General features: G+C 63.7%; 25 protein-coding genes, 5 pseudogenes and 1 other annotated feature. Of the genes and pseudogenes, 26 read left to right on the top strand and 4 right to left on the bottom strand.

Annotation, left to right across the window (positions count from 1 at the left end):
* Window positions 1-81 (bottom strand) — a sequence feature (AL1L pseudoknot). This feature is flagged as partial in the annotation.
* A pseudogene (locus EV691_RS17850) lies at window positions 1-359 on the bottom strand (transposase); the annotation flags it as partial. Its footprint overlaps the feature before it by 81 nt.
* Window positions 360-520: 161 nt before the next feature.
* Here EV691_RS17850 and EV691_RS17845 point away from each other — a divergent pair.
* The 6 genes from EV691_RS17845 to EV691_RS17820 all read left to right on the top strand — a co-directional run bounded on the left by EV691_RS17845 (window position 521) and on the right by EV691_RS17820 (window position 5,617).
* The gene (locus EV691_RS17845; RefSeq protein ID WP_131298738.1) at window positions 521-1,642 is read left to right on the top strand and encodes a pyrophosphatase; all 1,122 of its coding nucleotides are present in this window, start codon (window positions 521-523) and stop codon (window positions 1,640-1,642) included.
* A 7-nt stretch (window positions 1,643-1,649) separates the two neighbouring features.
* Window positions 1,650-2,195 (top strand): TIR domain-containing protein, encoded by a 546-nt coding sequence (locus EV691_RS17840; RefSeq protein ID WP_131298737.1) that lies wholly within the window; start codon window positions 1,650-1,652, stop codon window positions 2,193-2,195.
* Between the two features lie 2 nt (window positions 2,196-2,197).
* A complete protein-coding gene (locus EV691_RS17835) occupies window positions 2,198-3,235 on the top strand; it encodes a nucleotide kinase domain-containing protein (protein ID WP_165496558.1) in 1,038 nt (345 codons plus the stop codon).
* Between the two features lie 41 nt (window positions 3,236-3,276).
* On the top strand, window positions 3,277-4,383 hold the full coding sequence (locus tag EV691_RS17830; RefSeq protein WP_131298736.1) for a PIN domain-containing protein: 1,107 nt from the start codon (window positions 3,277-3,279) through the stop codon (window positions 4,381-4,383).
* 554 nt (window positions 4,384-4,937) lie between these two features.
* Entirely contained in the window at window positions 4,938-5,240 is a 303-nt protein-coding gene (locus EV691_RS17825) for a type II toxin-antitoxin system HigB family toxin (protein ID WP_131298735.1), read from the top strand.
* 5 nt (window positions 5,241-5,245) lie between these two features.
* Window positions 5,246-5,617 (top strand): helix-turn-helix domain-containing protein, encoded by a 372-nt coding sequence (locus tag EV691_RS17820; protein WP_131298734.1) that lies wholly within the window; start codon window positions 5,246-5,248, stop codon window positions 5,615-5,617.
* 124 nt (window positions 5,618-5,741) lie between these two features.
* Here the strand turns inward: EV691_RS17820 and EV691_RS17815 are convergent.
* Window positions 5,742-6,149 (bottom strand): annotated as a pseudogene (locus EV691_RS17815) (carbohydrate porin); the annotation flags it as partial.
* An 18-nt stretch (window positions 6,150-6,167) separates the two neighbouring features.
* On the opposite strand from EV691_RS17815, the gene EV691_RS17810 reads away from it, so the two are divergent.
* A complete protein-coding gene (locus EV691_RS17810) occupies window positions 6,168-6,572 on the top strand; it encodes a hypothetical protein (protein ID WP_165496556.1) in 405 nt (134 codons plus the stop codon).
* Here the strand turns inward: EV691_RS17810 and EV691_RS17805 are convergent.
* Window positions 6,559-7,161, bottom strand: coding sequence for an NADPH-dependent F420 reductase (locus EV691_RS17805; RefSeq protein ID WP_131298732.1), 603 nt, complete (start codon window positions 7,159-7,161; stop codon window positions 6,559-6,561). The genes EV691_RS17810 and EV691_RS17805 overlap by 14 nt on opposite strands.
* Window positions 7,162-7,192: 31 nt before the next feature.
* Window positions 7,193-7,954: an SDR family oxidoreductase gene (locus EV691_RS17800; protein WP_131298731.1), complete on the bottom strand. Its 762-nt coding sequence runs from the start codon at window positions 7,952-7,954 to the stop codon at window positions 7,193-7,195.
* Between the two features lie 111 nt (window positions 7,955-8,065).
* Between EV691_RS17800 and EV691_RS17795 the strand changes: the two genes are divergently transcribed.
* The 19 genes and pseudogenes from EV691_RS17795 (at window position 8,066) to EV691_RS17710 (ending at window position 24,041) form a co-directional block, all read left to right on the top strand.
* Window positions 8,066-8,995: a LysR family transcriptional regulator gene (locus tag EV691_RS17795; protein WP_131298730.1), complete on the top strand. Its 930-nt coding sequence runs from the start codon at window positions 8,066-8,068 to the stop codon at window positions 8,993-8,995.
* Between the two features lie 136 nt (window positions 8,996-9,131).
* Window positions 9,132-9,536, top strand: a complete 405-nt coding sequence (gene gloA2 / locus EV691_RS17790) for an SMU1112c/YaeR family gloxylase I-like metalloprotein (RefSeq protein WP_131298729.1) — start codon at window positions 9,132-9,134, stop codon at window positions 9,534-9,536.
* Window positions 9,537-9,847: 311 nt separating this feature from the next.
* Window positions 9,848-9,976 (top strand): annotated as a pseudogene (locus tag EV691_RS24365) (IS5/IS1182 family transposase); the annotation flags it as partial.
* Window positions 9,977-10,188: 212 nt separating this feature from the next.
* Window positions 10,189-11,286 (top strand): acyltransferase family protein, encoded by a 1,098-nt coding sequence (locus EV691_RS17785; protein ID WP_131298728.1) that lies wholly within the window; start codon window positions 10,189-10,191, stop codon window positions 11,284-11,286.
* A 593-nt stretch (window positions 11,287-11,879) separates the two neighbouring features.
* Entirely contained in the window at window positions 11,880-12,752 is an 873-nt protein-coding gene (gene nifH / locus EV691_RS17780) for a nitrogenase iron protein (RefSeq protein ID WP_039801084.1), read from the top strand.
* Between the two features lie 129 nt (window positions 12,753-12,881).
* Window positions 12,882-13,079, top strand: coding sequence for a 4Fe-4S dicluster domain-containing protein (locus tag EV691_RS17775; RefSeq protein ID WP_089166816.1), 198 nt, complete (start codon window positions 12,882-12,884; stop codon window positions 13,077-13,079).
* 735 nt (window positions 13,080-13,814) lie between these two features.
* On the top strand, window positions 13,815-15,239 hold the full coding sequence (gene vnfD, locus EV691_RS17770; RefSeq protein WP_131298727.1) for a nitrogenase vanadium-iron protein, alpha chain: 1,425 nt from the start codon (window positions 13,815-13,817) through the stop codon (window positions 15,237-15,239).
* Window positions 15,239-15,580 carry a V-containing nitrogenase subunit delta gene (gene vnfG / locus EV691_RS17765; RefSeq protein ID WP_089166815.1) on the top strand — a complete coding sequence of 114 codons (342 nt, stop codon included), beginning with the start codon at window positions 15,239-15,241 and terminating at the stop codon, window positions 15,578-15,580. The genes vnfD and vnfG overlap by 1 nt, the downstream gene beginning before the upstream one ends.
* Window positions 15,581-15,635: 55 nt before the next feature.
* Window positions 15,636-17,063, top strand: a complete 1,428-nt coding sequence (gene vnfK / locus EV691_RS17760) for a V-containing nitrogenase subunit beta (RefSeq protein ID WP_131298726.1) — start codon at window positions 15,636-15,638, stop codon at window positions 17,061-17,063.
* A gap of 250 nt (window positions 17,064-17,313) precedes the next feature.
* Entirely contained in the window at window positions 17,314-18,219 is a 906-nt protein-coding gene (locus EV691_RS17755; protein ID WP_131298725.1) for a hypothetical protein, read from the top strand.
* A 60-nt stretch (window positions 18,220-18,279) separates the two neighbouring features.
* Window positions 18,280-18,762 carry a NifB/NifX family molybdenum-iron cluster-binding protein gene (locus EV691_RS17750; RefSeq protein ID WP_131298724.1) on the top strand — a complete coding sequence of 161 codons (483 nt, stop codon included), beginning with the start codon at window positions 18,280-18,282 and terminating at the stop codon, window positions 18,760-18,762.
* Window positions 18,759-19,610: a phosphonate ABC transporter ATP-binding protein gene (locus tag EV691_RS17745; protein WP_242672554.1), complete on the top strand. Its 852-nt coding sequence runs from the start codon at window positions 18,759-18,761 to the stop codon at window positions 19,608-19,610. The genes EV691_RS17750 and EV691_RS17745 overlap by 4 nt, the downstream gene beginning before the upstream one ends.
* Window positions 19,611-19,623: 13 nt before the next feature.
* Window positions 19,624-20,511, top strand: a complete 888-nt coding sequence (gene phnD, locus EV691_RS17740) for a phosphate/phosphite/phosphonate ABC transporter substrate-binding protein (RefSeq protein ID WP_131298723.1) — start codon at window positions 19,624-19,626, stop codon at window positions 20,509-20,511.
* Window positions 20,508-21,326 (top strand): phosphonate ABC transporter, permease protein PhnE, encoded by an 819-nt coding sequence (phnE, locus tag EV691_RS17735; protein ID WP_131298722.1) that lies wholly within the window; start codon window positions 20,508-20,510, stop codon window positions 21,324-21,326. Before phnD ends, phnE begins: the two co-directional genes overlap by 4 nt.
* 13 nt (window positions 21,327-21,339) lie before the next feature.
* Window positions 21,340-21,537 carry a Nif11-like leader peptide family natural product precursor gene (locus EV691_RS17730; RefSeq protein WP_131298721.1) on the top strand — a complete coding sequence of 66 codons (198 nt, stop codon included), beginning with the start codon at window positions 21,340-21,342 and terminating at the stop codon, window positions 21,535-21,537.
* Between the two features lie 200 nt (window positions 21,538-21,737).
* A complete protein-coding gene (locus EV691_RS17725) occupies window positions 21,738-22,307 on the top strand; it encodes an AAA family ATPase (protein WP_131298720.1) in 570 nt (189 codons plus the stop codon).
* 122 nt (window positions 22,308-22,429) lie between these two features.
* Window positions 22,430-22,852: pseudogene (locus EV691_RS24295) on the top strand (nucleotidyltransferase substrate binding protein).
* A 51-nt stretch (window positions 22,853-22,903) separates the two neighbouring features.
* Window positions 22,904-22,954, top strand: a pseudogene (locus EV691_RS24200) (hypothetical protein); the annotation flags it as partial.
* A 319-nt stretch (window positions 22,955-23,273) separates the two neighbouring features.
* The gene (locus EV691_RS17710) at window positions 23,274-24,041 is read left to right on the top strand and encodes a hypothetical protein (RefSeq protein ID WP_131298719.1); all 768 of its coding nucleotides are present in this window, start codon (window positions 23,274-23,276) and stop codon (window positions 24,039-24,041) included.
* The last annotated feature ends 66 nt before the right edge of the window (window positions 24,042-24,107 follow it).

The raw sequence follows: 24,107 nt of genomic DNA, 5'->3' as shown, positions 1-24,107 counted from the left end.
CCCGTAGACCTGGCGGTGATCGTCGATGAAGGCCTTCATCGCTTGAAGCGGCGGTCGAGCTCCGCCTGGGCAAAATACGCCGAGGCCTTGCGCAGGATCTCGTTGGCCTGTCGCAGCTCACGCACTTCCCGCTCGAGCGCCTTGATCCGTTCACGCTCGGGCGTCGTCTGCCCCTCACGAAGTCCGGTATCGCGTTCGGCCTGCCTTACCCAGCGGCGCAGCGTTTCGGCCGTGCAACCGATCTTCGCCGCGATGGAGTGGATCGCCGCCCACTGCGACTCGTGCTCGTCCTGATGCTCGAGCACCATGCGAACCGCCCGTTGCCGGACTTCAGGGGAATACTTCGTTGCTGTCTTCATGGCTCCATCCTCTCAAAGGTTGGAGCCTCCGAGAAACCCGGGGCGGTTCACTGGCTTGAGAGCGAGGGCAAATGGGGCGTACAGGGTGATCCCCTGGAGTTTGCAAAGCACGAGCGAGCAGCGGCTCCTGCGGCGAAGTGAGCTACACGCAGGAGTGCGCTATGACGGACAATCACTGGCTGCTCGAATTCGCTGCGCGCGCAGCTAAGACCGACAAGTTTAACGACAAGCCAGACCACGCCGCGCTGCTCGCAATGGGCCTGATAGGCGAAGCTGGTAGCGTCGTCGCGGAGCTGAAGAAAAAGTGTCGTGAGCGTGATGCCTACCCGGTCTACCGCGAGAAGGTGGTTGAGGAGATTGGCGACTTCCTCTGGTACTTCGTGCGCCTCACTGCGGTCACCGTACCCGGCCTGCTCGAGGAGTTGCCCGAGCCCGACAAGATCGCGCTCCCGGCTGCGGATAGCACTCAGCTTCCGGAGCATCTTGACTTCGGAGCGGCCGTGGGCGAGGTGCTCGCGGCGGTCAGCGCATCGAGGCACGACGACATAAGGACGCCCCTGAGGCGTGTGTGGGTGCTCCTGGCGGCGATCGCCAATGATGCCGACGTCTGCCTATGCAATGCTGCCGTGCGGAACACGGAGAAGACTAGGAGCCGCTGGCCCGACGAGAAGCGCTACGTGCCCCTCTTCGACGATGCCTTCCCGGTAGAGGAGCAGCTTCCTCGACGGTTGCAGGTCGACTTCCTCGAACGCGCGCGTGGCAACCACCGGGCCGTCATCCTGCGGTGTAATGACATCAACTTCGGTGACCGACTCACCGACAATATTGAAGACCCGGATGGTTACCGCTTCCACGACATATTCCACTTCGCCTACGCGGTGCATCTCGGGTGGTCGCCGGTTGTGCGTGCGCTCATGCGGACCAAGCGCAAGAGCGACTCGACGGTCGACGAGGCGCAGGATGGCGCGCGTGCAGGCATCATAGAGGAGGCGGTTTCCGCGATTGTCTTCAGCCGTGCCAAGCAGCTCAAGTTCTTCGAGGGGCTCGATCACGTCGACTTGGATCTACTGAAGACGGTCAAGGAGTTCGTCGAGGGCTTCGAGGTCGAGATCGTCCCCCTGTGGCAATGGGAGACCGCAATCCTTGACGGCTATCGCATATTCCGCGCGCTATGTACTGGCCCTGGCGGACGCGTGACGCTCGACATGGGGCGCCGCCAACTTATCTACGAGCCCCACTCCGTGAGCGGCGATCACGCCAAGCAGAGGCACCAACTTCTTTAGGAACGATATGAGCACCAGACATAGGGTTTTTGTCAGCTACCACCATGCGCTCGATGAGGGCTACAAGAGGCTCTTTGAGCAGCGCTTCGGGAACACCTTCGGCGCTATCGTGCCGGGTTCGGTGCAGGTTGGTGACATCAACCCGTACCTGTCGACGGATACCATCCGGCAGAAGATCCGAGACGAGTATCTTCGGGACACCTCGGTGACCGTAGTCTTGATCGGTGCGGAGACGTGGCAGCGCAAGCACGTCGATTGGGAAATCGGGTCATCGATTCGGCACACGCAGTTCAACTCCCGGTCGGGGCTGCTCGGCATTATCCTCCCCTCCTACCCGCGCCCAGCGTTCTCCATGTACAACTCGTACACGATTCCTCCACGTCTTCACGACAATATCGAGTGCGGATTCGCGAGCATCCATCCGTGGTCGGATGATGCGGCAACCGTCCAGGGTTGGATTCACGCGGCCTATGAGCGGCGGAGCCGCGTGAACCCCGACAATTCGCGAGACTCTTTCGGAAGGAATCGGACAGGAGCAGCGTGGACGGATTGAGGATGCGGGCTGCTTACGACATCCGGCTGCCGGGCGGGCGCGTACTCAAGACGACGCCCGTGTTCGACACATACTGGCGCTTCGCCTCGCAGCGTCAGGAAATGTTCATGCGCCGCGTGCTCGGCACCATGCCGCCGTGGACGGAGGATCCGATCCTAAGCGGGCATCGCTTCACGAACGCGTACCGCGCATCGGATCGTGTGAGTCAGTACCTCATTCGCCACGTGATCTATGAGGGCTCGCAGAAGGCCGAGGAGGTCTTCTTCCGCACGATGTTGTTCAAGCTCTTCAACAAGATCGAAACGTGGGAGAGCCTGTGCTCGAGGCTCGGCGCGCTGAGCTGGGGAGACTTTTCGTTCGACGCATATGCGAAAGTGTTGGACGGCCTGCTGGAGGAAGGCGAGCGCGTTTACTCGGCCGCGTACATCATGCCGTCACCAGCATTCGGTAGCCCGCGCAAGCACCGCAACCACCTGCGGCTTATCGAGCACATGATGACCGATGGAGCCCCGAAGAAGATTGCGAAGGCAGGCTCGCTTCGAGGAGCATTCGAGCTGCTGCGCGGCTATCCGTCGCTGGGGGATTTTCTCGCGTTCCAGTTCGCCATCGACATCAACTACAGCGAGCTGACCGACTTCTCCGAGATGGAGTTCGTCGTGGCGGGCCCCGGAGCTCGGGATGGCATCAGCAAGTGCTTCAGTGACACGGCGGGCCTGAGTGAGGCCGAGATTATTCACGTCATGGCAGCACGTGCGGACGACGAGTTCGAGCGGCTGGGCGTGAGGTTCCAGAGCCTCTGGGGCCGCAGTCTTCAGCTCATCGACTGCCAGAACGTGTTCTGCGAGGTAAGCAAGTACGCGCGCGTTGCGCACCCCGAGATCAAGGGCGAGTCCGGGCGAACCCGCATTAAGCAAAAGTACACGCCGCGCCCGGCCCCGATCCCTCAGTGGTACCCACCGAAGTGGGGCATCCAGCTTCAGTTGCCCAACAACAGCATGCAGCGGACGGTGCTTCGCTCCGCCGCTGATGCTGGGCGTTAGCTCACGCCCATAGAACGCAAGCAACTTGAGAACAATCTTTAATGAAAGTATTTTTAGATACTAATGCTTTTTACAAAAATTGGTTTGCAAGCAATGCAAATTTCAAACTCTTATTTTACTTTTTGAACAATGAACAGCACGAACTGCTACTCTCCGACTTAGTTGCGCAAGAAACAAATAACATCAGAGAGCGCGAGCTCAATGAAATTAAATCGGAATTAAGCAGGCTTATAAAGAAGGGCGAGCAGTTAAATTCGAGAAATTTAAAATTCACAATCGATGATCTTGGGTTTCAGCCTTATGACCTTGTCAAAATACTGAAGGAGAAAGTCGATTGGATTGATAGCATCGAATATGACTGCATACCTCAAAGCAAGGTAGTAGAAAGAGCCATTAAGCTAGTAAAACCTTTTTCCAATCAAGAAAAAGGATATAGAGACACATTGATCTGGCTGTCATTCTTAAATTATTTATCCTCAAACAAAATAGAAGGAAACGTCGCCTTTATAACAAACAACAAGCACGACTTCTTCCAATCAAACGGAAACAATCTATCTTTCAATAATGACCTATTGAGAGACATCGAAGAATATAAAATAAAAGCCAACATTAGGCCATACTTAAACATTTATGATTTCGTCAACGAGAATGTTGATAAAATATCTCACTCATTTGATCGCCACGAAATACTGGACAATCTAGAGCACTTCTTAATCTCCGAAACAGAGGACTATTTGAACTCAATGAGCAATGGCGATATTAGCCAGCTATTGGATAATAAAGTATTCTCCGACAAACTGACTCCAGTTATAGATATAGAATCAGATGTTTTTGAGGGTTTGGAAGACCCAGAAGTAAAATCTGTTAAACGTCTTTCCGGTGACAACGTCTATATCGAAGCCTACTTTGAAATGCGAAGTGTCGACTTAGCCATCACGATTGACGCCATAGAATACAAGCAATACGCAAGCGAGATAGAGTCGACTAAATCCCTGTACAACATCAACATCGAAGACGACCACGCCAAGCTATCATTTATACTTAGAACTTGTATTGATGGAAGCTTTGAGTACGACACCAAGAATGAAACCGCCAGTAATTTGTCAGTAGATTCTATTTTCAATAGAAGAAGTCGAAGCGAGAGCTAACAAATGTATATGGACTCTCCCCACAAGTGGTGAGTAATGCTGTTTCAACCCTGTCGTCAGTGCGGTTGCATTCGTATATCCGGCCTTCCATGGGCGTTGCCGCCCGGGCCATTCTGTAGTTCGCGCAGCGGGGGCCAAGCGCTCAATCGATCACCAGAATCAGCATTGTTATCGGCCTTGCTCCGCTGCAGGACTCGCCTGTTCCGACAGTGTCGCTGTTTTGATGGCTCCCACGCTCCGGCGTGGGAAGCCCAAGGCCAGGCGCTCCTGCGCCCCGGGGGCGCCGAAGCGTCCCCTGCAACGTGCCCACGCAGGAGCGCTCGCCGTTATACACAAGTCCAGTCACCCTCTCGGTTTTCCTGAGGAAGTGCAGGGATGTCATCCGCGAGCCGGGCTGAGGAAGTGATGCCCATTTCGAGCTGAGCGTTGCCGAGGAGACGATGCGGCTGCCGAGGGCGTCGCTTGCCTCGAAAGGTGTATCCGTCTGACCCGCCGGCCAAGGACGGCCACCCGTCGGCATTGCCCAAGTCCCATATTGGGACTAACATGACCCCATGAGAATTATCGCCATCAGCCACCTGACAGCCTTCTGGGATAAATACCCGGATGCCGAACAGCCGCTTCTTGCCTGGATCGATGAAGCCAGGAAAGCCAACTGGTCGAGCCCGGCCGAAATCAAGGCTCAGTTTCGCAATGCGAGCATTCTCAAAAGCCGGCGGGTTGTCTTCAACATCAAAGGCAATAGCTACCGACTGGTTGTTGCTGTTGCCTACCGCTTCGGCGCCATTTACATCAAGTTTGTCGGCACCCATGCGCAATATGACGCCATTGATGCCGACACCATAGAGATGGAGTGACCGCCATGGACATTCGTCCGATTCGCACTGATCAAGACTATCGCGCAGCGCTCAAGGAAGTGTCGGCCCTGTTCGATCATGAGCCGGAGCCCGGCACGCCGGAAGGCGATCGTTTCGACGTCATGGTCACGCTGATCGAGGCCTACGAGTCGAAGCACTTCCCCGTGGACCTGCCGAACCCGATTGACGCCATCAAGTTCCGCATGGAGCAATCCGGCCTGACGGCGAAGGATCTGGAGCCGGCCATCGGGCGGACCAATCGCGTGTATGAAGTCCTGAATGGCAAGCGCGCGCTCACTCTGCCGATGGTCTGGCGGCTGCACAGCATGTTCGGCATTCCAGCGGAAAGTCTGATCAAGCCGGCCTCTCGGGCCTGAATCCCAACCCTTTCAACGCGGTTTGATGGCTCCCACGCTCCTGCGTGGGAGCCCAGGGCCGGGCGCTCCTGCGCCCCAGAGGCGCCGAGCCGAAGTGTCCCCTGCAACGTGCCCACGCAGGAGCGTGGGCACGATCGATTAAGGCGCCGGTCTCGGACCGTGCGGACTCGGGGTCCATTTCGCTGGCCGCGCGCTGCGCCGCCTCGTTCCAGGTGGCGTAGGTGTAGAAGACGCGCAGTTCCGGCCGCGCCCAGAAGCCCGGGCCGGACAGCGACCAGGTCGGTGCGACGGTGAACTTGGTCAGCTTGCGGGTGCCGTCGGTCGCCTTGATCTGGTCGTGGCCGATCTCGGCGCTCAGCTTGAACGTCTCGGTGAAGGCGTACACCGGCCGCACGCCGACCGACAGCCAGCGCGAGTTTTCGCCGTCGGGTCAGACGTCCTTCTGGTAGATCACCTGGAACTGGCCGCCGAAGCGCTCCGTGGTCTGCCAGTCGAAGTACTCGACCAGGCGCCAGCTTTCTTTTCGCAGCTCCCAGCGCTGGAGATCACCATGCCCACCTGGCTCCGATGGCTGCTCACCGTCCCCTCCGCTTGCCTTGCCTGGGTCACCACGGCGTTCACGGGCATGGCGCTGCATGCCCATGCCGAGCGCGCCTGGTGTCCGGCGGAGGACTTCGTTTCCGGCTATTGCATGAACAAGGCAGTCCAGGGCCGCCTTGACCTGCTGATCACGGTCTTCGCCGGGCTGTCCGCCGTCGCGGTCATCGGCGCCGCGGTGGCCATGGCGCCGGCCCGAAAGCGGGCCGTTGCCTGGTGCGCCCTCGCGGTCGGCGGTGCGTTCGCGGCGCTGCTGGGGTTTGGCTCGCCGGAGTTCCATGCGGCGGTTTCGCTGGGTGCGCTGGCCTGCATCGGGCTGTCACTGCATGGGCGCCGCCGGGCCGTCAGTCGAACCTGACCAGATTGAGCGCCGGCAGCGGGCCGCCGGGGAACTGCACCAGGCGGGCGCCGATGGCGAGCGGGCCGAGATCGATGGCGAAGAAGCCCAGTCGCTCGATCAGCGCGCCCACCGCCGCCCTGGCGCGGGCGTCGTCGCCGGAGAGGAACAGCACCCGCCGGCCGCCCTCCGCTCCCGGCGCGCCGGAGACCAGCTGCGGTTGAAGGTGGTTGAAGGCCTTCACCACGCGGGCGCCCGGCACGAGTTCGGCGAAGACCTCGCTGGAGGCGCGGCCGTGCAGTTCGACCGGCCTGAACAGCGGCGCCTCGATCGGGTTGTTGGCGTCGATCACGATGCGTCCGCCGAAGTCCGCCAGGCCGGCGAGCGCCGCCGGCAGCTTCGACCAGTTGACCGCGACCAGGACGATGTCCTGCGCCGCCGCCTCTTCGCGGGTTCCGGCCCTGATCGAGGGGCCGATCTCGCGGACCAGATCCTGCAGCGACTCCGGGCCGCGGCTGTTGGCGATGACGGCGGGGATGCCCTGCCGGGCGAGCGCCCGGGCGAATGCCGAACCGATGGCGCCGGCGCCGAGGATACCGATGGTGTTCATGCTGCTGCTCCTGTAGTCGGGATGGGCTGGATCAGGCGGTGAAGCCGCCGTCGGCGACGATTTCGGCGCCGGTGACGAAGGCCGCTTGCGGGCCGGCGAGGAAGGCGACGACGCTGGCGATCTCGTCCGGCTGGCCGTAGCGGCCGAGGGCGATGCCGGGGCCGACGATCTGGCTGACCGGGCCGCCGTCCGGGTTCATGTCGGTGTCGGTCGGGCCGGGATGCACGGTGTTGACCGTGATGCCGCGCGGCCCCAGGTCGCGCACCAGGCTGCGGTTGAAGCCGGCGACCGCACCCTTGGTCAGGGTGTACAGCGAGGCGGTCGGGAAGGCCGCGTAGCGCGTCATCGACGAGCCGATATGGACGATGCGCCCGCCGGCCTGCATGTGGCGCACGGCCTCCTGGGTGGCGACGAACACGCCGGTGACGTTGACTGCGATCATCCGCTCGTAGGTCTCGAAGGCGATCTCCTCGATCGCCCCGCCCAAGCCCAGGCCGGCGTTGTTGACTAGGATGTCGAGGCCGCCGAAGGCTTCGACGGTCGCGGCGACGGCAGCGCGCACGGCAGCCGGATCGCCCGCGTCGGCGGCGATGGCGAGCGCCCGGCCGCCGGCAGCCTCGATGGCCCGGACGACCTCGGCGGCCTTCTCCGGCGAGGCGCTGTAGGTGAGGGCGACCGCCGCGCCGTCGGCGGCCAGGCGCCTGGCGATGGCCGCGCCGATCGAGCGCGAGCCGCCGGTGACGAGGGCGGTCTTGCCGGACAGGGGAGTAGTGCCGGTGGGAGAGGTGGTCATGGGATTCACTCCGGGGTCGTTGTCGATGGAGTGAATGGTGGCCCAGTCATTACCTCTTGATTAGCCGGTAATGGCTTGAATCATTTTCAAGCATCAGTATAAAGTTCGCCCATGGAAACCCTCGCCAACCTCGAATCCTTCGTCCGCAGCGCCGAGACCGGCAGCTTCTCCGCCGCCGCGCGCCGCCTCGCCCTGACGCCGGCGGCGGTCAGCCGCAACGTCGGCATGCTGGAGCGGAACCTCGGCGTGCGGCTGTTCCAGCGCTCGACGCGCAAGCTCACCCTGACCGAGGCCGGCGAGCGCTTCCTGGAAGCCATCGGCGGCAATCTCGACGCGCTGCAGGCGGCGATCGCCACGCTGGCGACGGAACGGGACGAGCCGGCCGGCGTGCTCAAGGTCAGCATGCCGCCAACCTTCGGCATCACCCATGTCCTGCCGCTGCTGCCGGCCTTTCTCGCCCGCCATCCGCTGATCCGCCCGGACTGGCATTTCGAGAACCGCCCGGTGGACCTGATCGCCGAAGGCTACGACGCGGCGATCGGCGGCGGTTTCGAACTCGCCCCGGGCGTGGTGTCGCGCACGCTCGCCCCCGCCCATATCGTCGCGGTCGCCTCGCCGGCCTACCTGGCCGGACGCACGCCGCCGGCGGACCCTGCCGGCCTGGCCGAGTTCGCCGGCATCGTCATGCGCTCCAGCCGTACCGGCCGGGTGCGCCAGTGGACGCTGCGCGACGCCGCCGGGGCCGAGATGCCGGCCAGGCTCGCCGAGACGCTCACCCTCAACGACCCCGCCGCCATGCGCGAGGCGGCGCTGCTCGGCCTCGGCGTCACGCTGCTCGCCGTGCCGGACGTGCTGCCGTGGATCGAGCGGGGCGAACTGGTGAGGCTGCTGCCCCGCTGGTACGCCGACGCCGGCGCGATCTCGATCTACTACGCGAACCGCACCCTCATGCCGGCCAAGACCCGCGCCTTCATCGACTTCCTCGTCGAGGCGTTCCAGCGCGAGCGCCTCGCCGCGCGCTTCGCCGGCAGCCTGGGCTGAACCGGCCCCCGGCCCTGCGGGCAAGGCTCCGCAGCGGGTGACTTCCCGTGCAGTGCTCTGACAATCTCCCGTGAGGCGTCGGCAAACCCCGTTGCCGGCCATCCGTCAGCCATTCAATGAAAGGGACCACCCAGCCATGCACCTGCGCCGCATCCACCACGCCGCCATCATCTGTTCGGACTACCAAGTCTCGAAGCGCTTCTACACCGAGTCGCTGGGCCTTCGCGTCGTGGCCGAGCACTACCGGGCCGAGCGCCGCTCCTACAAGCTCGATCTGGCGCTGCCCGACGGCTCGCAGGTCGAGCTGTTCTCGTTTCCCGCGCCGCCGCCGCGCCCTTCCCGGCCGGAGGCCCAGGGGCTGCGCCATCTGGCCTTCGAGGTCGACGACGTGGCGGCCTGCAAGGCGGAACTCGAGGCCCAGGGCATCGCCGTCGAGGCGATTCGCACCGACGAGTACACCGGCCGGCGCTTCACCTTCTTCGCCGATCCGGACGGGCTGCCGCTGGAGCTGTACGAGGCGCCGCCGCGGGCGGACGGCTGACGAAAAAGGCCCGCCGAATCATGCGCCCGTCGGATCAGCCGCATGTGGCGAGTGCGGCGGCCGGTCTCCGATCACGATGCACCCGCCGAAGTCCGCCAGGCCGGCGAGCGCCGAAGGGGCAGCGCTCGCCCTGTTCATCGCGCGCCAAAGGATGCATCACGACACCCCGACATTCCGCCGTTAGGCACCGCGTATGCTGCCCAGCCAAGGCATTTTGATCCTGGCCAGTATTCATCCCCTCTGGCCGGTATTGGGCTGCTGTGGAGATGCGGCGGGAACAACATCGGAAACACAGGGTCATTGCCGCTTAGCAGATCGCCGTCCGCTGCAGTGCCTCCAGGAAACAGGACAGGCGCAGCGCCCCGTACAAGGCCAGACGCGAAATCGAGAAAGCCAAGGCACAGGTACGCGCCTGGGTGGAGCTTCCGCTCCGGGTGTTGGGCTGCATGAAGGCACTTTCCGTGGGCAGGCGAAAACACGGCTCGGCAGCTCACGCCGTTCGCCTTTGTCGAACCCGTGGATAGCGAGCAGACAACCAAGTGCCTCCATAAGACGTGGAAACCAGTACAAAACCTTGGTTTCCAAACAGATCCCCAAGGCGGCCCATTTGGCATGGCCGTTCGGGGTCAGCACGACAAGGACCCTTTTGCCTATGCTGGTATCGATCCAGGCACTGCGCGCCTTTGCCGCGTGGCTCGTGGTCTTCCACCACTTCATGCAGGTGTTTTTCGACTTCAAGGCCGACACCCTTGCCGGACACCTGCTTTCCACCCGCGGCCAGGTCGGCGTCGACATCTTCTTCGTCATCAGCGGCTTCGTCATCCACCTCGCCAGCGCCGGCAAGCCGATCGCCTCGAAACGCTTCATACTCGATCGCCTGATCCGCATCGTGCCTGCCTACTGGATATTCACTCTGCTCACCGCCTCGATCATCTATTTCGACGCGCGAGTCATGCCGGTCTATGCGGTCGATCCGATCACGCTGCTCAAGTCGCTATTGTTCATTCCGGCCCAAAATCCCGGCGGCTTCGGCTTCTACCCGGTCCTGCCGGTGGGCTGGACCCTGAACTTCGAGATGATGTTCTACATCCTGTTCGCGCTGGCGCTGTGCGCCGGTCGACGTCATCGGGCCTGGGTCACCGCCCTGCTGGTGCTCACACTGAGCGGCTGGCTGGCCCATCAATCGTTCGTGTCGAGCTTCTACACCAATCCGGTGATCTACGAGTTCCTCCTCGGCATCGGCCTGGCGGTGATTTACCGCCGCGGCTGGCTGCCGGCGCTGTCGGGCCGGATGCTGCTGGCCCCCGCGCTGATCGCAGCGAGCGCGACCGCAATGATTCTCTGGTTCGACGATCAGCATCCCTACCGCTGGCTCACCTGGGGTGTCCCCGGCGCGGCGCTGGTCGCCGCCATGATCAGCATGGAACGACTGTTCAACGGCAGTCAGGTGCTGAGGAACCTCGGCGACTGGTCCTATTCGGTCTACCTGGTGCACATCATCGTGCTGTGGTGCGGCGCCTACCTGCTCGACCAGCACCTCGCCCCCTACCTGATCCTGACGCTCTGCGTGCCGGTGATCACGCTCGGCTCCTGGCTCAGCTTCACCTACATCGAGATGGGCCTCTCCCGCCGACTCAAACACCGCTTCGGGCTCTCCCGCCCGGCGCCGGCGAACACCGAAGCCGCCCCCCGGCATCTCCCCGGCAGTGCAGACGAGGAAAGCGGGGGCAGCCACCGCCAGACCCGGTGATATGCCATTGCCCTGGAGCGTGTTGCATCGATCGCCGCGCTGTACGGAGTCGGCATGCCCTGCTGACGCGCCGCAGCCCTCGCGCGGCCGGAGGCCCGGGGCGGCGCCACCCGGACTCCGAGGCTGACGACAGGTCGAGGATCTGCGTGGCGGGGGCCTGCCTGGGCGCGGCGGCGCCGCCCGGAATCACGAGGGCTGTGCTCATGGGGCGCGCCCGTTGGTTTTTGTTGGATCGCAGCACGGCTTCAGAAGCTACGGCTACCCCGCCCGCCAGAGCAAGCCGACAACCGCCTTAGCGTTCGATCAGCGATCGACACTTCCCGCTTCAGCCGGTATGGAACCCGGTACCACATGGAACGGATCGCCGCCCGGCTGTACCTGCCGGTACGCCGCCAGCCCGGGCGACGCAAAATCGCTGCCAACCGACTCCTGTCACACGCCTGTTACGCAGCATAAAATCTCGCCAAAAACATTATTTCTGGTTTTTTAATCCAAAAAATAAGCCATATGTGAATTTCCCATCTTGATGGCACCACCCTTGCTCAATCCCCTGCGACACCAGTCAAACGCCACGAATCAACGGAGGTTCCAAGATGGCATTGCGTCAGTGTGCAATTTACGGCAAGGGTGGCATCGGCAAGTCCACCACCACCCAGAACCTGGTCGCCGCCCTCGCCGAGGCCGGCAAGAAGGTGATGATCGTCGGTTGCGACCCGAAAGCCGACTCCACCCGCCTGATCCTGCATTCCAAGGCCCAGAACACCGTCATGGAGATGGCCGCATCCGCCGGCTCGGTGGAAGACCTCGAACTGGAAGACGTGCTGCAGATCGGCTACGGCGGCGTCAAGTGCGTCGAGTCCGGCGGTCCGGAGCCGGGCGTCGGCTGCGCCGGCCGCGGCGTGATCACCGCGATCAACTTCCTGGAAGAGGAAGGCGCCTACAGCGACGACCTGGACTTCGTGTTCTACGACGTGCTGGGCGACGTGGTGTGCGGCGGCTTCGCCATGCCGATCCGCGAGAACAAGGCCCAGGAAATCTACATCGTCTGCTCCGGCGAGATGATGGCCATGTATGCCGCCAACAACATCGCCAAGGGCATCGTGAAGTACGCCCACTCCGGCAGCGTGCGTCTGGGCGGGCTGATCTGCAACAGCCGCAAGACCGACCGCGAAGACGAGCTGATCATGGCCCTGGCCGCGAAGATCGGCACCCAGATGATCCACTTCGTGCCGCGCGACAACGTCGTGCAGCACGCCGAAATCCGCCGCATGACCGTGATCGAATACGATCCGAAAGCCAAGCAGGCCGACGAGTACCGCGCCCTGGCCCAGAAGATCCTCAACAACAAGCTGCTGGTCATCCCGAACCCGGCGAGCATGGAGGACCTCGAAGAGCTGCTGATGGAGTTCGGCATCATGGAAGCCGAAGACGAGTCCATCGTCGGCAAGGCCGCCGCCGAAGGCTGATCCCGCCGGCGCAGTGTTTGCGGAGGAGCGTGTGCCGCGGGCTGTCCGGAATGGCTTCTCGCGGCCGGCGGCGCACGCCGCCCTCCCTTTTGAACCACACCGAGTTCCCCCACCTCAGGAGCTGACCCTATGGCCATGGCCATCGACGGCTACGAATGCACCGTCTGCGGCGACTGCAAGCCGGTCTGCCCGACCGGCTCGATCGCCCTCCAGGGCGGCATCTACGTGATCGACGCCGACAGCTGCAACGAGTGCGCCGACCTGGGCGAGCCGCGCTGTCTCGGCGTCTGCCCCGTGGATTTCTGCATCCAGCCGCTCGATGACTGAAGACTGAACGAGCCCGCACCCGCTTGCCGGCGACAGAGCATCCCGCGCCGCTCTGCCACCGGACTCCAAACGGCGATCGCTTTCCTCAGGGGCGATCGCCGTTTTCGTTTTTCTCCCGCCGATAACGCCTGAAAACGGCCGACACGTCAGGGCTTCATGTGCCCGCCCCCTTTCCTCGCCCGCGCAGGGAGCAGGCGACAAAAGCTTCCCGCCCGCCTCCGAGCCCCTCACCAGACGAACCTGCAGGAGCGGATTTCCTCCGATTCATGATCGTGCCCACGCTCCTGCGTGGGCACGCCGTAGGGGCCGCTTCGGCGCAGGAGCGCCCCGCCCAGGGCTCCCACGCAGGAGCGTGGGAGCCATCAAAGGGAGATTTCCCCTCCAACCGACAGCCACGCACCTCGACGTACAGACCCCGAACGCTCCGTACTTGGCCGAACGAAAAACCTTTTGCGTATTCCGCCCGCTGCCCGCGCAAGCGCCGCACACCTGGAAAAAACACCCGAAAAGCCCCCCGCGCGACGCCTTTCGGCAGCAGCGAAAGCGATCAACAAGTCATTGATTCAAAATGACTAATCAGGTCGATCGGCGGGCGAGCGGAAAATTCCCGCAAGCGCCGCAAGGGCATCTGGCACGCATCCTGCCATCTCCTCTTCGCCAACCGGTTTTTCCGGTCCCCGATCGAGTGCCGGTCACGGGGTTCGATCAACGCATAGAGCCGAGGAGACTTCAACCATGCCAATGGTATTGCTGGAATGTGACAAGGACATACCCGAGCGCCAGAAACACATCTATCTGAAGGCGCCCAACGAGGACACCCGCGAGTTCCTGCCGATCGCCAACGCGGCGACCATCCCCGGCACCCTGTCCGAACGCGGCTGCGCCTTCTGCGGCGCCAAGCTGGTGATCGGCGGCGTGCTGAAAGACACCATCCAGATGATTCACGGCCCGCTCGGCTGTGCCTACGACACCTGGCACACCAAGCGCTACCCGACCGACAACGGCCACTTCAACATGAAGTACGTCTGGTCGACCGACATGAAGGAAAGCCACGTGGTGTTCGGCGGCGAGAAGCGCCTCGAGCAGAGCATGCACGAGGCCTTCGACGAGATGCCGGACATCAAGCGGATGATCGTCTACACGACCTGCCCGACCGCGCTGATCGGCGACGACATCAAGGCCGTGGCCAAGAAGGTGATGAAGGACCGTCCCGACGTCGACGTCTTCACCGTCGAATGCCCCGGCTTCTCCGGCGTCTCCCAGTCCAAGGGCCACCACGTCCTGAACATCGGCTGGATCAACGAGAAAGTCGAGACGATGGAGAAGGAGATCACCAGCGAATACACGATGAACTTCATCGGTGACTTCAACATCCAGGGCGATACCCAGCTGCTGCAGACCTACTGGGACCGCCTGGGCATCCAGGTCGTCGCCCACTTCACCGGCAACGGCACCTACGACGACCTGCGCTGCATGCACCAGGCCCAGCTCAACGTGGTGAACTGCGCGCGTTCCTCCGGCTACATCGCCAACGAACTGAAGAAGCGCTACGGCATCCCGCGCCTGGACATCGACTCCTGGGGCTTCAGCTACATGGCCGAGGGCATCCGCAAGATCTGCGCCTTCTTCGGCATCGAGGAGAAGGGCGAGGCGCTGATCGCCGAGGAATATGCCAAGTGGAAGCCGAAGCTCGACTGGTACAAGGAACGCCTGCAGGGCAAGAAGATGGCGATCTGGACCGGCGGCCCGCGCCTGTGGCACTGGACCAAGTCGGTCGAGGACGACCTGGGCATCCAGGTGGTGGCCATGTCCTCCAAGTTCGGCCATGAGGAAGACTTCGAGAAGGTCATCGCCCGCGGCAAGGAAGGCACCTACTACATCGACGACGGCAACGAGCTGGAATTCTTCGAGATCATCGACCTGGTCAAGCCGGACGTGATCTTCACAGGTCCCCGCGTCGGCGAGCTGGTCAAGAAGCTGCATATCCCCTACGTCAACGGCCACGGCTACCACAACGGCCCGTATATGGGCTTCGAGGGCTTCGTCAACCTCGCCCGCGACACCTACAACGCCGTGCACAACCCGCTGCGCCACCTGGCCGCCGTGGACATCCGCGACAGCTCGCAGACCACGCCGGTCATCGTGCGGGGGGCCGCCTGATGAGCCAGTCCAGACTCGACGACCTGTTCGACTACACCGAGGAGCGCTGCCTGTGGCAGTTCTTCTCGCGCACCTGGGACCGCGAGGAAAACATCGAGGGCGTGCTCGGCCAGGTCGCCCGCCTGCTGACCGGCCAGGAGCCGCTGCGCGGCACCCCGCAGGAGCGCCTGTTCTACGCCGACGCCCTGGCCATGGCCAACGACGTTCGCGAGCGCTTCCCCTGGGCATCGCAGATCAATCACGAGGAAATCCATTTCCTGATCGACGGCCTCAAGTCCCGCCTGGTCGACACCGTGATCACCCGCTCGACCAACCGCGAACTCAACCACCACCTCTACTGAGTCACCGCTGCGGGAGCGGCCCGAGGGCCGCTCCCCTGTGCGAAGGAGCCATTTCATGAGCAATTGCGAGCTAACCGTGCTGAAGCCGGCTGAAGTCAAGCTGGTCAAGCGGGAGCGCGAAGGCATCATCAACCCGATGTACGACTGCCAGCCCGCGGGCGCCCAGTACGCCGGCATCGGCGTCAAGGACTGCATCCCGCTGGTCCACGGCGGCCAGGGCTGCACGATGTTCGTCCGCCTGCTGTTCGCCCAGCACTTCAAGGAAAACTTCGACGTCGCCTCGACCTCGCTGCACGAGGAGTCGGCGGTGTTCGGCGGCGCCAAGCGCGTCGAGGAAGGCGTGCTGGTGCTGGCCCGCCGCTACCCGGAACTGCGGCTGATCCCGATCATCACCACCTGCTCCACCGAGGTCATCGGCGACGACATCGAAGGCACCATCAACGTCTGCAACCGGGCGCTCGCCGCCGAGTTCCCGGAGCGCAAGATCTACCTGGCCCCGGTGCACACCCCGAGCTTCAAGGGCAGCCACGTCACCGGCTACGCCGAGTGCGTGAAGTCGATGTTCAAGACCATCACCGAGGTGCACGGCAAGGGCCAGCCGAGCGGCAAGCTCAACGTCTTCCCGGGCTGGGTCAACCCCGGCGACGTGGTGCTGCTCAAGCGCTACTTCAAGGAAATGGGCGTCGACGCCACGGTGTTCATGGACACCGAGGACTTCGACTCGCCGATGCTGCCGAACAAGAGCATCGAGACCCACGGCCGCACCACGGTCGAGGACATTGCCGACAGCGCCAACGCCCTGGGCACCCTGGCCCTGGCCCGCTACGAGGGGGCGACCACCGGCGAGTACCTGGAGAAGACCTTCGCGGTGCCGAACAGCCTGGTCAACACCCCCTACGGCATCAAGAACACCGACGACATGCTGCGCAAGATCGCCGAGATCACCGGCAAGGAGATCCCCGAGTCGCTGGTCCGCGAGCGCGGCATCGCGCTGGATGCGCTGGCCGACCTGGCGCACATGTTCTTCGCCAACAAGAAGGTGGCGATCTTCGGTCACCCGGACCTGGTGCTCGGCCTGGCGCAGTTCTGCCTGGAAGTGGAACTGGAACCGGTGCTGCTGCTGATCGGCGACGACCAGGGCAGCAAGTACAAGAAGGACCCGCGCCTCCAGGAGCTCAAGGACGCCGCGCACTTCGACATGGAGATCGTCCACAACGCCGACCTCTGGGAGCTGGAGAAGCGCATCAACGACGGCCTGCAGCTGGACCTGATCATGGGTCACTCGAAGGGCCGCTACGTCGCCATCGAAGCCAACATCCCGATGGTCCGCGTCGGCTTCCCGACCTTCGACCGCGCCGGCCTCTACCGCAAGCCCACCATCGGCTACCAGGGCGCCATGGAACTGGGCGAGATGATCGCCAACGCCATGTTCGCCCACATGGAATACACCCGTAACAAGGAATGGATCCTCAACACGTGGTGAGTTGCTAGTGGCCTGTGCGGTTAGTTTGTTAACTCAAGTTCGGATGACCATGGTTCCGAGACAAGGCGCCGCGACGAGTCATAGCAGGGCTATGGCGAGGAGTGGCAACGCAGTATCGGGGCCATGGGCGCCGAAATTGACTAACTGAACTAACCAAACAGGCCACTAGTCCCGCGGCGGCCCCCTGCTCCGGCAGGGGCCTCCGCCCCCTGTGCCAATCCGGCCGCCATGCCGCCTTCGGGAGAGTGCCATGAAACAGCGACAGGAAATGGTCGCCCACTATCGCGCGTGCTTCGGCGAGCTGTGCGCCCGACCGGAACACCGCCCCATCGAACCCTACACCCGCCCGCGGCGCCTGAGCTTCGCGGAACCGGAAACCGTGGCCGCCCGCCGCGTGCCGGCGCGCCTGATCCTGGCCTTGACCAGCGCCTACGCGCTCTTGGCCGACTGGCAGGAGTCCCGCGACCCGTCCCTGGCCGCCCTCGGCAGCTGGCAACGCTACCTCGCCCTGCCCCGCCGCACCCCGGCGGAGAAGCTGATGGCCGAGGTCTTCCGCATCCTGCGCGTGTTCCGCGCCGCGGCGATCCAGCACAACGGCACCATCGAAATCCGCGACGACGGGCTGATCCGCGCCAGCTGCACCTACAACCGCTGCGCGCTGAACCTTCTGATCAGCCAGACCGGCCTCGAACTGCTCGCCGCCTGCGTCGCCGTCCACCTCGAATCCTTCGACCAGCCCTATAGCGACGCCTACCAGGAACTGCTGCTCGGCCAGTACTACGCCGACATCGTCGCCGAGATCCGCGCCTTCGCCGACGACGACCGGGTGCTGTTCCAGTTCCGCCACAAGTGCTGGTTCAACCGCCATGTCCGCCTGGACTGCGACAACCCCCGCCTGCAGCTCGAAGAGGACGGCCACTACCGCATCGACCTGGGCAAGTACGGCGAAAACGCCGCCCGCCATCCGATCGACTTCTACATCAGCCTCGACGACCGCCTGTACATCGTGCCGGTCGAGGCCCTGAAGGCCGGGCGCATCGCCGTCGCCGAGCTGCCCCGCTGGCAGGCCCGCACGGACGCCGAGGCGCGGCTGCCGGACGCCTTTCGCCTGCGTTTCGCCCACGAGAAGAACGTCGTCGGCCTGCCGATGACCTGAACCCCGCGCGCCGGGCCGCGCCCGGCGCCAGCTGAGCCCACCCGACGCGAGGAAACGGACATGAACGAGATCGGTCACCTGAAGATCGCCATCACCAGCAACGACCTGCTGCAGGTCGATGCCAACTTCGCCACCGCCAGGCAGATCGTCATCTACGACGTCACCTACGACGAGGCCAGCTTCCTCGACGTCGTGCAGTTCAAGGGCGGCGGCAAGGGCAGCGACGGCAAACGCGGCCCCGGCGGCGGCGGCGGTTGCTCGATGGGCGACCCGACCGGCGGCGCCTCGGTCGACCAGATCCAGCTGCGCGTCGACGCGATGCAAGGCTGCGCCGTGCTCTTCACCCTCGCCCTCAGCGACTTCGCCGCGGTCAAGGTGAAGAGCGCCGGGGTCTTCCCGGTGAAGATGCAGCACCCCCGCGAGATCGACGAGGTGGTCGAGCACCTGCAGCGGATGATGCAGAACAATCCGCCGCTGTGGCTGCGCAAGGCGCTGGGCTACGGCGTGCGCAACCCCGACTACCTGATCGAGCGCGAGGCATGAACGGCATCTACCAGCTGCCCCTCGAGCGCGCCCTGGCCCCGGCCTCCGACGCCGGGCGCAGCACGCCGACGGCGGCCGCTGGCGGCTCGCCGGTGCTGCTGCGGCTCGACCGGGTGTCGATCGAGCGCAGCGGCAAGCGCATCCTCGAAGGCCTCGACCTCGACATCCGCCGCGGCAGCATCACCGCCATCGTCGGCCCCTCGGGGATCGGCAAGAGCACCCTGCTGGCCACCCTCAACGGCCTGCTGCCGCCCGCTTCCGGCACCCTCAGCGTGGACGGCATCGGCCGCCTGCAGACTCCGGCCAGCCTGCTCGCCCACCGGCGCAGCAGCGCCACGGTGTTCCAGGAACATGCGCTGATCGCCCGCCTGTCGGCGCTCGACAACGTGCTGCTCGGCCTCGCCGACCGCCGCCATCCGCTCTCCCCGCTGCCCTGGCCGCGGGCGATGCGCGAGCAGGCCCTTGCCGCCCTCGCCGAGGTCGGCCTGCTCGGCAAGGCCCTCGACCCGGTCGCCCGGCTCAGCGGCGGCGAACGCCAGCGCGTCGGCATCGCCCGCGCCCTGGTGCGCGAGCCGCGCCTGCTGCTGGCCGACGAACCCTTCGCCTCGGTCGACCCGGCCCTCGCCGAACGCCTGGCCGGCGAATTCCGCCGGCTGGTGCGCGACCACGCGCTGACCCTGGTGATCGTCCTGCACCAGCTCGACCTGGCCCGCCGGCTGGCCGAGCGCATCGTCGGCCTGGCCGACGGGCGGATCGCCTTCGACGGCCCGCCGTCGCGCTTCGACGCCGCCGCCCAGGCGCGCCTGTTCCCCCTGCATCCCGCCCCGGAACCCACCCGCCACCCGTGAAAGGAAACGCCTCATGACCCGACTGCTCAAGCGCCTGCGCCCGCTGTTCGCCGCGCTGCTCCTGCCGGCCGCCCTCGCCGCCCACGCCGACGATGCGTCCCTGCCGAAGAAGCTGACCATCGGCCTGCTGCCCGGCGAGTCCGCGCCCACCGTGATGCGCCTCAACGAGCCGCTGCGCGCGCACCTGGAAAAGACCCTCGGCATGCCCGTCGAACTGACCGTCGGCGCCAACTACGCGGCGACCGGCGAGGCGCTGCGCTTCGGGCGCATCGACATCGCCTACCTCGGCCCTGTGACCTACATCCTGCAGAGCAAGCGCGCGCACCTCGAACCCTTCGCCCGCCCGACCCACGCCCAGGTCGGCCCGACCTTCCAGGCGGTGCTGATCGTCCCGGCCGACAGCCCGGCGCGCAGCTTCCAGGACCTGCGCGGCCAGGACGTCGCCTTCGGCGACCCGGCCTCCACCTCGGGCACCTGGGTGCCGCGCTGGATGCTGGCCGACGCCGGGCTGGTCTCCGGGCGCGACTACAGCCTGCGCGTGCTCGGCGCCCACGATGCGGTCGCGCTGGCCGTCGCCAGCAAGAAGGTCGCCGCCGGCGGCCTGTCCAAACCGATCTACGAACGCCTGATCAGGGAAGGCAAGCTCGATGCCGCGAAGGTGCGCGTGCTCGCCGATTCGCCGGCGATCCCCGAATACCAGTGGACCTTCCGCGAGGGCCTGGCGCCGGAGCTGAAGGAGAAGATCCGCAAGGCCTTCGTCAGCACCAGCGACCCGGCGGCGCTCGGCGTGTTCCGCGCCGAGGCCTTCATTCCCAGCGTCGATGCCGACGTCGACCGGGTCCGCGAGTGGATCTCGGTGGTCGAGCGCGAGCATCCCGAAGCCGTGACGGTGAAGCCGTGAGCACCGCCCTCGCCCGGCGCCAGGCGTTGCTGAAGGCAACGGCGCAACGCGCCTGGCTGTCGCGTCTCGCGCTGCTGCTCGGCCTCGGCGTGGTGCTGCTGGCCACCCAGTACACCGGCGCGCTCGATGCCGAGCGCTACCGCGAGCTGCTGCCGACCCTCTGGACGCTGGCCGGCGACGCCTGGCCGCCGGCGTTCGAGCGCTGGGAGCACTGGAGCAAGCCGCTGCTCGACACCCTGACCATGAGCGTCGCCGGCACCGTCGGCGGCATCCTCGTCGCCCTGCCGCTCGGCGCCCTGGCGGCCAGCGGCCAGGCGCCCGCGCCGCTGCGCCAGCTGGTCCTGCTGCTGCTCAACGCCATCCGCTCGATCCCCAGCCTGGTGTGGGGCATCCTGTTCGTCGCCGCGGTGGGCTTCGGCCCGCTGCCCGGGGTGCTGGCGCTGGCCACCCACTCCACCGGCATGCTCGGCAAGTTCTTCGCCGAGATCTTCGAGCACGTCGACCGCGCCCCGGTGGACGCGCTGCGCAGCCAGGGCGTCCCGGTGCTCGGCGTGCTGCGCTTCGGCGTGCTGCCGCAGGTGCTGCCGCGGCTGGTCGACGTCGCCCTCTACCGCTGGGAACACAACATCCGCGCCGCCACCACCCTTGGCGCGATCGGCGCCGGCGGCCTGGGGCTGGAGATCGTCACCGCCTTCCACCTCTTCGAATACCGCGAGGCCCTGGCCCTGATCGCCGTCCTGCTGGCGCTGGTCAGCCTCGTCAACCTGCTCGGCGCGCAGATCCGCCGCCGTTTCCTCGACTCCACCACCGCTTAAGGAGGCATTTCCGATGAGTGTCGAATCCGCCAAGGCCTACATCAACCGCATGCGCAGCGACGAAGCGTTCAAGAACCGGGTCAACGAAGGCGCGGAAGACGAACAGGCGAGCTGGGCGCTGCTCAAGGAGCACGGCTTCGAGTTCACCATGAACGAATTCCGCCAGGCCCAGGACGAGATCTACGCCGAGCACGGCATCACCCCCCTCTGAGCAACACCCTCCCCTGCGACTGCAGCTTTGCGCCGACCGGACTCCCTGCCGGTCGGCGTTTTTTTCGTGCCCCATATGCGCCTCCAGGTTCTTGATGCGCAGGCCCGGCTCGCTGTGTTCGCTGAACAGGCGACCGCCGGACCCCGCTCGCGCCCGACCGCTTATGCTGATGAGAGAAGGAACCACCGACAGGAGTCCCCATGGCCCGGTTCATCGTCATCGAATCCCTGGACGGCGTCGGCAAGACGACCCTGGTCCGCAACCTGACCGCCGCGCTCGGCGGGATCGCCATGAGCATGCCCGGCCCGGCGATAAAGCCGCTTCGCGAGCAGATCCACACCGCGCTGGGCGACGCCAGGATCGCCCATGCCCTGTTCTACCTCGCCATCGCCGCCGCCGAGGGCGCCAGGGCGCGGGCCGCGGCGGACGCCGGCCGGACCGTGGTGATGGACCGCTTCCTAGCCTCCACCATCGCCTATGCCCGGGCCCGCGGCGTCGACGCCGACTTCGACGCCCTGCTCCCGGCCCTGCCGCACCCGGACGTCTCGGTGCTGCTCACCCTGGACGAGAACGAGCGCATCCGCCGCCTGGGCGCCCGCGGGGAAATGAGCGTCGCCGACATCCAGAGCCTGGACCCGGTGTTCCGCGGCGTGGTCATGGCCGAACTCGGGGCGCGATGCGACCTGCAGGTGGATGTGACGGGGGCGGATGAGGAAGAAGCGGTAAGGCGAGTGATCGAGGCGATTGGCGGTCTGCCGGTACCGCTGTAGGAGCAGATTTATCTGCGACCGCCAGCAATGGCAGAAGCATCGCGAATGAATTCGCTCCTACCGAAGCCCTTACTCATTTGGTCTCCTGAATTAAAAGGTGCAGGACCGTGAAAGGGATTGGAATGAACGCTCCCGATATTCACTGGCAACGGCGGCTGCACAGCTTCGGCAAAGCCCTGCTGCAACTCGACGAAGCCATGGAACTGATGAGCCAGCAGCCCCTGTCGAAACTGGAAAGGCAGGGCGCGCTCCATGAGTTCGAATGCAGCTACGAACTGGGCTAGAACACGCTGAAGGATTTCCTCGTCTGGCAGGGCATCGAAGGAATCGTCGATCCGCGCGACACCATCCGCGAAGCCTTTGGCACCGGGCTGATCGCCGACGGACAGGGCTGGATGCAGATGCTGACCGACCGCAACCGCACCTCGCACACCTGCAACGAAGAAACCGCCGAAGCGATCCTGCTCAACATCCGGCAGCAGCATCACCCGCTGCTCAAGGCGCTGGAGCGCGTGCTTTCCAGCCGGGCGGAGCCGAACGCATGACGCCCGAGGAAATCGGCCTTCCCCCCGCAGGTCGCCGAGTCCATCCGCCAGGTGTTCGGCCGTTTTCCGGACATCGAGCAGGCCGTGCTCTACGGCTCCCGAGCCAAGGGCAACTACCGCCCTGGCTCGGATATCGACCTGACCCTTCAAGGGCGACCTGAGCTATCGGGATCTGCTGGATATCGAACTGGCGCTGGACGACCTGATGCTGCCTTGGAAGATCGACCTGTCGCTGTATTCGCAGATCGACAATCCGGCGCTGGTCGAGCATATCGGGCGGGTTGATAGCGTTTTATATATGAAGGGTTAAAATTACTCCCTGCCCTATTGGCGGGGAGGCACAAATTTTCAACCTGTGGCAGGTCGAGGTCAAAAATAAAGCTGTCCCCTTTTCTCTCTATAAGCAAGGCGGACTAAACCCATGGTAATTTATGAGTGGCTCCTCAAGCCAGAAAAGCTTCGCCAGATGCCCGAGGATGAGCGCGCATTGTTCGTTTTGCTTGCTCACGTGGCAAACGAGTTGAATGTTTTAAACAAGCTCTTTTATATATGTTCCCAGCATCGAAAGGACGAAAAGTGGCACATACATGCACATACAACCCAAGCACTTATTATCGCTAGACTCTTTGTTGGGAAGCTCTATGAAGCATGGGAAGCTCTTCAGCAGGGCTATTTTAAATCTATGCTAGGAAGAAAATACACACCTCTCCTTCCTGCCGATGCCAAGGAAAGCCTCTCGAAGCTGAAAAAATACTTCGGCAAACCTAACATAGTCAGGGAGCTGCGAAATAATTTCGCATTTCACTACTCCCTTGAACACATCAAGGGCACACTAAACAAAAATCTTAACAAGGATGAACCAGACTCAAGTGAGATGATTGCATACATGTCGAACAGCATAGGCAATACGCTCTACTACTTTTCTGAAAGTGTCATTGGAGCAGCCATATTAGAAAAGATCGACCAAAGTCAACCTGCTGCGGCCTTCGACAAGTTAATAGTTGAGAGCACCGACTTAATGGCGTGGTTTAACGAATTTATTGGAGGTATCATGTTTTTATTCTGCGAAAAGTATATGCTTGAAGATGATGGTAAAATTACACTTCTCCCCATTAACATTGGCTCTATACCACTCGCTGAATCTATTGAAATACCGTATTTTATAGAATTAAAGGTACCAGTCGAATGAGTTCACCTAAAAACATGCTGCTCCGGGTGCCAGCGCAGCTGGCTGTCGAGCTCTGAGAAACTTTAC

The organism is Azotobacter chroococcum (genome assembly GCF_004339665.1).
Taxonomy (GTDB): domain Bacteria; phylum Pseudomonadota; class Gammaproteobacteria; order Pseudomonadales; family Pseudomonadaceae; genus Azotobacter; species Azotobacter chroococcum.
This window is presented reverse-complemented; position numbering and strand designations above follow the sequence as displayed.